Annotated in this window: 6 protein-coding genes; 3 read left to right on the top strand and 3 right to left on the bottom strand. The window is 46.0% G+C overall.

Features of this window, described 5'->3' with window-relative positions; translation table 11 throughout:
• The first annotated feature begins 119 nt into the window (after positions 1-119).
• Entirely contained in the window at positions 120-842 is a 723-nt protein-coding gene (locus tag QZ147_RS07455) for a peptidyl-prolyl cis-trans isomerase (RefSeq protein WP_295148849.1), read from the top strand.
• A gap of 39 nt (positions 843-881) precedes the next feature.
• Here QZ147_RS07455 and QZ147_RS07450 read toward each other — a convergent pair whose 3' ends face one another.
• The 3 genes from QZ147_RS07450 to selA are packed head-to-tail and all read right to left on the bottom strand — an operon-like array spanning position 882 to position 4,803.
• Positions 882-1,601 (bottom strand): histidine kinase, encoded by a 720-nt coding sequence (locus tag QZ147_RS07450; RefSeq protein ID WP_295148845.1) that lies wholly within the window; start codon positions 1,599-1,601, stop codon positions 882-884.
• Between the two features lie 50 nt (positions 1,602-1,651).
• Positions 1,652-3,472: a selenocysteine-specific translation elongation factor gene (selB, locus tag QZ147_RS07445; RefSeq protein WP_295148844.1), complete on the bottom strand. Its 1,821-nt coding sequence runs from the start codon at positions 3,470-3,472 to the stop codon at positions 1,652-1,654.
• Positions 3,469-4,803 carry an L-seryl-tRNA(Sec) selenium transferase gene (selA, locus tag QZ147_RS07440; protein ID WP_295148843.1) on the bottom strand — a complete coding sequence of 445 codons (1,335 nt, stop codon included), beginning with the start codon at positions 4,801-4,803 and terminating at the stop codon, positions 3,469-3,471. Before selA ends, selB begins: the two co-directional genes overlap by 4 nt.
• Positions 4,804-4,951: 148 nt before the next feature.
• Between selA and QZ147_RS07435 the strand changes: the two genes are divergently transcribed.
• Both QZ147_RS07435 and QZ147_RS07430 read left to right on the top strand, forming a co-directional pair.
• Entirely contained in the window at positions 4,952-6,634 is a 1,683-nt protein-coding gene (locus QZ147_RS07435) for a 4Fe-4S binding protein (RefSeq protein ID WP_295148847.1), read from the top strand.
• A complete protein-coding gene (locus tag QZ147_RS07430) occupies positions 6,627-7,334 on the top strand; it encodes a molecular chaperone TorD family protein (RefSeq protein ID WP_295148841.1) in 708 nt (235 codons plus the stop codon). The genes QZ147_RS07435 and QZ147_RS07430 overlap by 8 nt, the downstream gene beginning before the upstream one ends.
• The last annotated feature ends 192 nt before the right edge of the window (positions 7,335-7,526 follow it).

Raw genomic sequence — 7,526 nt, 5'->3', positions numbered from 1 at the left:
TTTAAAAAAGCTATTTTTGCTTCGTTGGCGTGCGGAATTTGCCTACACGCTCAAACAACGTAATAGGCTCGTTATCCACGATCGCGGCGATACCGTTTACCATTTGAGCGTGTAGGCAAATTCCGCACGCCAACGAAGCAAAAGAGCAGCTAAAAACGGACGAGGCGCAGGCGCTAAATTTGCTAATTCGCGATAGATTAGAGAGCGTCGAGATTAAAAATTTAGGGCTTAGCGTAACGCCTTTCGAGATCAACGAACGCATAGAGCAAATCGCGTCTAAAAATAATATGACTAGTTCGCAGTTTAGAAGCTCCGCCGAGTCGCAGGGGATAAATTTCGCCGAATTTAAAAACGAAGTCGAAAAAAATATGCTAAAAGAAAAACTTTATAAAAACATAATGTCAAACGCGGGCAAAAATATTAGCGAGAGTAAGGCGCGCGCTTATTACGAGGCTAATAGCGCGAGTTTTAACGTATTTTCTACCGCGGAAGTTACTCTATTTCACGCGCAAAACGAAGCGGATTTGAGGGCTCAGCGCGGCTCTATGGGCGCGGTAAAAGGCGTAAAAGCGCAAAATTTAACGCTAAATTATAACGAGATCGATCCGCAGTTTGCGGCGCTTATCGCAAATACCCCCGACGGCGGCTACACGCAAATTTTACGTGGACAAGACGGTTTTGATATGTTTTTGATTAAAAATAAAATCGGCTCGTATACGCCGGAATTCGAGCAGATCAAAGACGAGATTATGAACGCTATGTATCAGGGCGAGCAGGAAAATATTATGAGAGATTACTTCGATAAGCTTCGCGCCAAGGCGAAAATTCAAATTTTAAGATAAAATTTTAGCTTGCGAACTTTAACTTCGCAAGCTCTTTATTTATTTGCCTAGCAACTTTGCCTCTTCTACGAAAAACGGAACGCTTCTAAGTCCGGAGTTTAGGTACTTTCTGCGTAGCTGCTCCATCTGATTTACTTGCGCGTCAGTCACGCTGCCTGCCGGTACTTCGAATTTTTCGCCGAAATATTTGCGTAAAATTTTAACTTTCTCGCTATCGCTTTTCGCGTTTTTTACGTCTTTATAGATAAGAAAGCTTTTTTCTAGAGAGCTTTTATCGTGTACGGGAGTTAGGATCATTTTTACGTTTTCTTTTTCCAGTCTTTTTTCGATATTTTGTAGCTCCATCCTGCAATACGGACACTCTGGGTCTGAAAACATTACTTGCGTCGGCTTTTTCGGATCGTTTCCTAAAACGATAACGTTTGCTTTATCTTCGTTCGCGTAAATTTTTGAAAGCCCCGCGATTACGAGTTTTTCTTTCATCTCGCCCTTGTAACTTTTGCCGGATTTTAGATCCAGTACGTCAGGAAGCAGCAAGTCGCCTTTGGTAAAGATTACTTCGTCTTCGCTTGCTTTGCCGTCGGTTAATTTTAGCACTACGCCTTCAAACTCTTCGTTGCCCGCGAGCTTTTCGCGAGATACGATAGAAGCCGAAATGCCTTGGGGTAAAATTTGATTATAAAAGCCTAAAATTTGCGCGTCGGTCGCCGCAAATAGCGAGCTAGCCGCGATAGCGCTAGTTAAAACTAATTTTTTCATTTTCGCCTTTCGTTTAAGATTGAGCGCCGATTATATTATAAAATTTTAAATTAGTACTTAAATATGCGGTTTTGCCCGTCTTTCGCGATATCCGCAGCGCGGTCGAGATTTTCTAAATAAGCGATGATAAATTTTCTACTTAAATTTAGCCTGTCTTTTGCGTTTTGCACGTTTACGAAGCCTTGGGTTTTGATAATCTCGCGCAAAATTTGCATCGCGCTTTCGAGCGATTTGGCGGTTACGAAAAGATTATGGGCTAGTCTTACGACCCTGCCTTGCGCGGTTAGTTTTTTTAGCGCTCCGTCGCCGCTGGCGCGGTCAATTTCTAGCTGGTCGTAGATATTATAAGGCGCTTCGGGAGCAAGCTTGGCGGCGCTTAAAATTTTGTAAATTTCGTCTTCTAATCGCAATTTTAATTCGCTAAAATCGACGCCCGTTTTCGTATAAACGCCGCCTTGCTCGGTTACGATTTTAACTTTTTCCAGCTCGCTTATCGCGCGGCGAGCTAAATTTTCGCTCGCCCAGCCCAGTTTTAACGATACGCTAGCGGCGGAAAAAACGGCGAATTTATTCTTTTCGAGTACGAATTTTATGAAAGATTTTATCCTCTCTACCGCGCTTATATCGTAAACGTTAAGCGCCTCTTCGTCGATAAAAACGTTATTTAGCGAGCGCGCCACGCCTAGCGCCTCCTCGTGCGTCATTGCGAAACGCTGATAGGCGCTAATTAGCCCGAATCCGTTTTTATGCGTATCTTTTAGCATTTCAAACGCCGTTTTAAACTCGCCTTTGCAAAGCGCGGCCAAAAACATAATTTTGGCTTGTTTTTTAAGCGGCTCGGCGATAGGGTTTAGCACGCGTCCGCCGCCTATGACGCGGCCGTTCGCGATTAGCACGAAAGGCTCGTTAAATTTTAAAAACATTTCGCGCTCGAATTTAAAAGTGACGAACGAGCTATCGTTTTCGCGGCTTAAAATAAGCGCTTTTGCGGCGACTTGCTTCGCGCCTACGCAAAAAGTCACGCTTTCGTTGTGGGTTAAATTTTGTGCTTTAACTAGCCCGTCGGCCTCTAAAAATCCGCGTAAAAAGCCCTTTTTGCTAAGTAACTGCCCTTTTTTTAGCTGCGAAAGCTCGATACCCGTGATATTTAGCGCGACTCTGGCGCTAGCGCCGGCGCTTTCTACGAATTTATCGTGCGTTTGCACGCTTCTAACGAGCGCCTCTTTGCCTAGGTCGTAGTTAAACAGCTTCTCGCCCTTTTTTACGACGCCTTCTATCACGCTTCCTGTTACCACCGAGCCGATGCCTTTTATGCTAAAAACGCGGTCTATATAATATCTGAAAATTCCCTCGGCGCTTCGTTTTTTGGGCTTAACGTTAAAAAGATAATCGCGTAGCTCGGCGATGCTCGCTTCGTCTTTTACGCTCGTTTTAAAAAGCTCTAAAATCTGTAAATTTTTAAAATTCGCGATATATTCGCGCGCCTCTTTTTCGCGTTCTAAAATTTGCGCTTCGTTTACTAAATCGCACTTGGTTAATACGACTATCAGGCTTTTTACGCCTAAAATTTCAAGCACGTTGATATGCTCTTTGGTTTGAGGCATTAGTCCTTCGTTTGCGGCGATTACGAGCAAGCACGCGTCAAATCCGAACGCGCCCGAGATCATAGTCTTTACTAAATTTTCATGACCGGGAACGTCGATAAACGCGATGTTTTCGCCGCCGCGCGCTAGGTTAGAAAAGCTTAAATCAATCGTAATACCGCGGCGCTTTTCCTCTTCTAAATTATCGCCTTCAAAGCCGTTTAGCGCCCGAATAAGCGCCGTTTTGCCGTGGTCTATGTGCCCCGCCGTTCCGATGATTACGCTCATTTTACGACCTCGTTTATTATTTTAATAAGTTTTTCTTCGTCGCGCGGCAAGACGCTTCTTAGATCAAGCAAAAATTTGCCGTTTTCTATGCGTCCGATTACCCCGCGTTCCCTAAATTTCGCTTCGTTCGCTTCCGCGTCGCCCGCTACTCCCAGCGCTACGCTGGGAAATTTCCTGTTAGGCAGCGTCCCGCCGCCGACGTAGGTTTGCGTGGATAAAATTTCAAGCGGACGGGCTAAATTTTCATTTATCTTACGCGCTAAATCCGTAAGCTCGTCCTCGCTTTTGCGTAGTTGCGCCTGCGTAGAAATTAGCGAAAATTCCTTATTAATATAAGCTTTTATGCTCTCGCAAAGCAGCGAAATAATGACTTTATCGACGCGCAGCATTCGCAAGAGCTGATTTTTACGCAGCTTGGCGATTAGCTCGCGCCGTCCTAAAATAATACCCGCCTGCACGGAGCCGAAGAGCTTGTCGCCGCTAAAACTAATCAAACTTACGCCGCTTTGTAAAATTTTAGCTACGCAAGGCTCGTCTTTACCTAGGTTATAAGGCAGCTCACCCGCGTATCCGCCGCCTAGATCGTAATAATCTATAAGTCCGCGCTCGCGCGCTAACGCCGAAATTTCGCCGATTTCCGCGCTCTGACAAAATCCTACGATATCGAAGTTGGAGCGATGAACCTTTAAAAGCATTTTCGTGCGCTCGTTTATAGCGTTTTCGTAATCGCTAATTCGCGTTTTATTAGTCGTGCCGACCTCGCGCAGCATCGTACCCGAGGCGCTCATGACCTCAGGCACGCGAAAGCTGCCGCCGATCTCGACTAGCTCGCCTCTGCTTACGACCGTTTCTCCGCCCGCGCCGAAGGTGTTTAGCACCAAAAATACGGCGCTTGCGTTATTATTTACCACCAGAGCATCCTCGCTATTAAAAAGCGTAGCCGCAAGAGAGGAGAGATAGTCGTAGCGGTTGCCGCGGGAGCCCGAAACTAAGTCGTATTCGAGATTTGAATAACCGCAGATAATATCTTGCGCGCGGCATAAAATTTCGGGATCTATGACGCTACGCCCGAGGTTGGTGTGGATTACGACGCCCGTGGCGTTAATAACTGGATGTAGCGCTTTCGCGTCTTGCTCCGCGTAAATTTTAGAAATTTTCTCGATTATCCCCGCTTCGTTCAGCGCGACTCCGCCTTGCTTTAAAATTTCGCGCTGCTCGCTTATTACCTCGCGCGCGATACGGCCTAAAACGGGCTTGATCGCTTCTTTAAAGCGGTCTAAATTTAAGATTTTATCTATTTGCGGAAGATTTTTAAACATCGGTTTCTCCAAGTAAATTCGTTTTACTGGCGTTATTTTAACACAAATTTAACCGAGTCCGCTTACTTTTGGAATTTAAAATTTTATATTAACGCGAGTTTAAAGACAAAAAGAGTAGGATTTGATAATTTTTCCAAAAAGCCCAGAAAGCGAGGACGAAATGAAAGAATTCGGATTTTTAAACGCCTCGGGTGAAGCGATTATGCTAAACGAGCAGATCGAGGTCGTAACGAACGCCGACGCGAGCGAGCGGTACTTAGTCGCAAATTCCGCGCTGCTTGATGCGGACGTCGTAGCGCCCGAAATAAATTTTTACTTGCGAAATAGCGAAGATAGCGCGTTAGAAAAGGCCAAAGGCGCGCTGGCGCTTTACGAGGCGCGCGCGACTTGTTTTGATTTGGCAAGGGACGTCGATTATCAAAAAAAGGTCAGCAAAAACGTAATAATCGTAAGCAACGGCGGGCGCGGCGAGCTAGCGAAAGAGCTAAAAGAGCAAGGATATAAAGTCGTAGAATTTTCGCATTTTGAGATAAAATTCGTCTACGGAGCCGTGGGCGAGCTAACGGCTATAATCTTGCGCGAAAACGACGAATTCGAGCTTGACTGCGACTTTTTCTTGGTTGAAAACGCGCGCGATTATATGCTAAAACAAAGCGGCTGTATCGAGATCGCGGGCAAAGCGGACGCTCAAATTTTAGATTTTTTAAACTCGCATACGCCTAGCTACGATTACAAAAGCCTAACCCACTACGACTCGTCGATCTGTCAATATCACGAGCGCAGACACGAAATTTGCGGTAAATGCGCCGACGCCTGTCCGACCGTGGCGATACTAAAAGAGGACGCTACGAAGCATCTGGTTTTCTCTCACGTAGACTGTATCAACTGCGGCGAATGCGTGAGCGTGTGTCCTAGCGGCGCGCTTGATTATTCGCCGATGCCTCGCGACGCTTTCGCGCAGACGGCTAAAATTTACCGCGGCAAAATAGCGCTCGTTATGCCTAAAATTTCGGACTTTGAAGGGCTAAATTTAAGCCTGCCCGCGGGCGTGTTGCCGTTTTATATAGAAGCTTACGGCGTTTTAAGCCACGTTCATTTGCTGACCTTGCTTCAAGAAACCGGCGCGAACGTCGTGCTCTACGCGCCTAAGCGAGTTAAAGCTACCGCCGCCGCGGTTGATTTGCTAAATCAAATTTACGAGGCGAAATTCTGCGCGCCCGCCGTGCTGGTCGCTAAAAACCAAGACGAGCTAAAAAGCGCGCTATCAAGGGCGAAATTTATAGAAGGAAGCGCGTTTGAAGTTAGCGAATACGCCTTGCCTAAGCGCGAAATTTTCGCTAAACGCTTGCAAAAACTGGTAGGTAGCGAAAATTTAGGCGTAGTTTTCGCCGACGGAGCGATCGAATACGGCGAAGTGTCGATAAACCGCGATACCTGTACGCTTTGCCTTAGCTGCGTGGGCGCTTGCAACGTTAGCGCCTTAATCGCCGATAAAAAGGATAATTCGATCAAATTTAACCCGAGCGTTTGTACCGCGTGCGGATACTGCGAGCTAAGCTGCGCAGAGAAGGATACGATAAAATTTACGCGCGGCAAGATCGCGCTCGCGCCGGAGTTTTTCGAGTATAAAGAACTCGCGCGCGACGAGCTGTTTAAATGCGTCGAGTGTGGAAAAGAGTTTGCGACTAAAAAGGCCGTCGAAAAGATTGCTTCTTTAATGGCGCCTAAATTCGCAGGTCAGCCGGAGAAAATAAAGACGCTTTATTGCTGCGCGGATTGCAAAGCTAAAACTATGATAAGAGCTCAGATTGCGGCGCAAAACGAGGGAAAATTTTATGAGTAGCAACGAGGATATTTTACGCGCTCGCTCGTTTTATTACGAATTTTTAGCTGCGCCGTTTTTTTTCAGCGAAGACGATAAAAGATTTAAAATTTGGCGAACGCAGTTAGCCGAGCTTGCCGAAAATCCGCTAAACGAAGCCGTCGCACGGGCGTTTAGCGAGCTTGACGCCTTTGATTTCGCGACGTTTGCGAGGGAGCAAAATAACGTGCTTTTTGATTATAGTTACGCTAACGTACCGCTTACCGCTAGCTTTTACGAAGAGGGGCGCGACGAGGGGGTCGCGCGCGTAAGAACGATTGAAATTTTGAAGAAAAGCCCTTATCGCAGGGACGCCGACGCCTGCAAAAATAGCGAGGATTACGTAGGGTTTATATTTTATTTAATGGCTACGTTTTTGCGCGATGAGATAAAAAGCGGCGCGACTAATGAGGACGTACCTTTAAGCGAGCAGTTGTTCGTTAACGTTATCAACGGCTTTGCGGACGAGTTTTGCCAAATGCTAAAAGAGCATGAAAAGTCGCAATTCTTCCGCTCTTTGGCGGTAGTTTTAGAGAATTTTATCGCGCTTGAAAGATCGGTTCTAGCCGTTCAGGCGCCGCACAGAGACCCTAATAAGCGTAGCGCGGCGCAAATTTCGATGGAGAAAAAGCCGTATAAGACGAAGATGACGCTACCTAAAAGCGCGTTTGAAGAGTTTTAGCGGGAGGCTTTGCTTCGTCGCGCGGTTTAAGAACTCGCCGACGTCGCCGTTTAAAAATTTTTGCTCTATTTACTTTGTCTAGTTGCCGCGCCGCTTCGCGCGTTTTTTAAAATTTAAAGCGTCTAAAAGCGCGATTAAATTTTCGCTCTCCATAAGATTTGCTTAATGCAGATTATTAAAAATTTATAAAAA

Origin of the sequence: uncultured Campylobacter sp. (genome assembly GCF_905371695.1) — a bacterium.
Classification (GTDB): domain Bacteria; phylum Campylobacterota; class Campylobacteria; order Campylobacterales; family Campylobacteraceae; genus Campylobacter_A.
The sequence above is the reverse complement of the archived record's forward strand: the minus strand, read 5'-3'. Positions and strand labels throughout refer to the sequence as shown.

Coding starts and splice junctions, on each gene's coding strand:
- QZ147_RS07435 (WP_295148847.1), top strand. CDS start 4,952: ATGAAAGAATTCGGATTTTTAAACGCCTCGGGTGAAGCGATTATGCTA.
- QZ147_RS07430 (WP_295148841.1), top strand. CDS start 6,627: ATGAGTAGCAACGAGGATATTTTACGCGCTCGCTCGTTTTATTACGAA.
- selB (WP_295148844.1), bottom strand. CDS start 3,472: ATGAGCGTAATCATCGGAACGGCGGGGCACATAGACCACGGCAAAACG.
- QZ147_RS07450 (WP_295148845.1), bottom strand. CDS start 1,601: ATGAAAAAATTAGTTTTAACTAGCGCTATCGCGGCTAGCTCGCTATTT.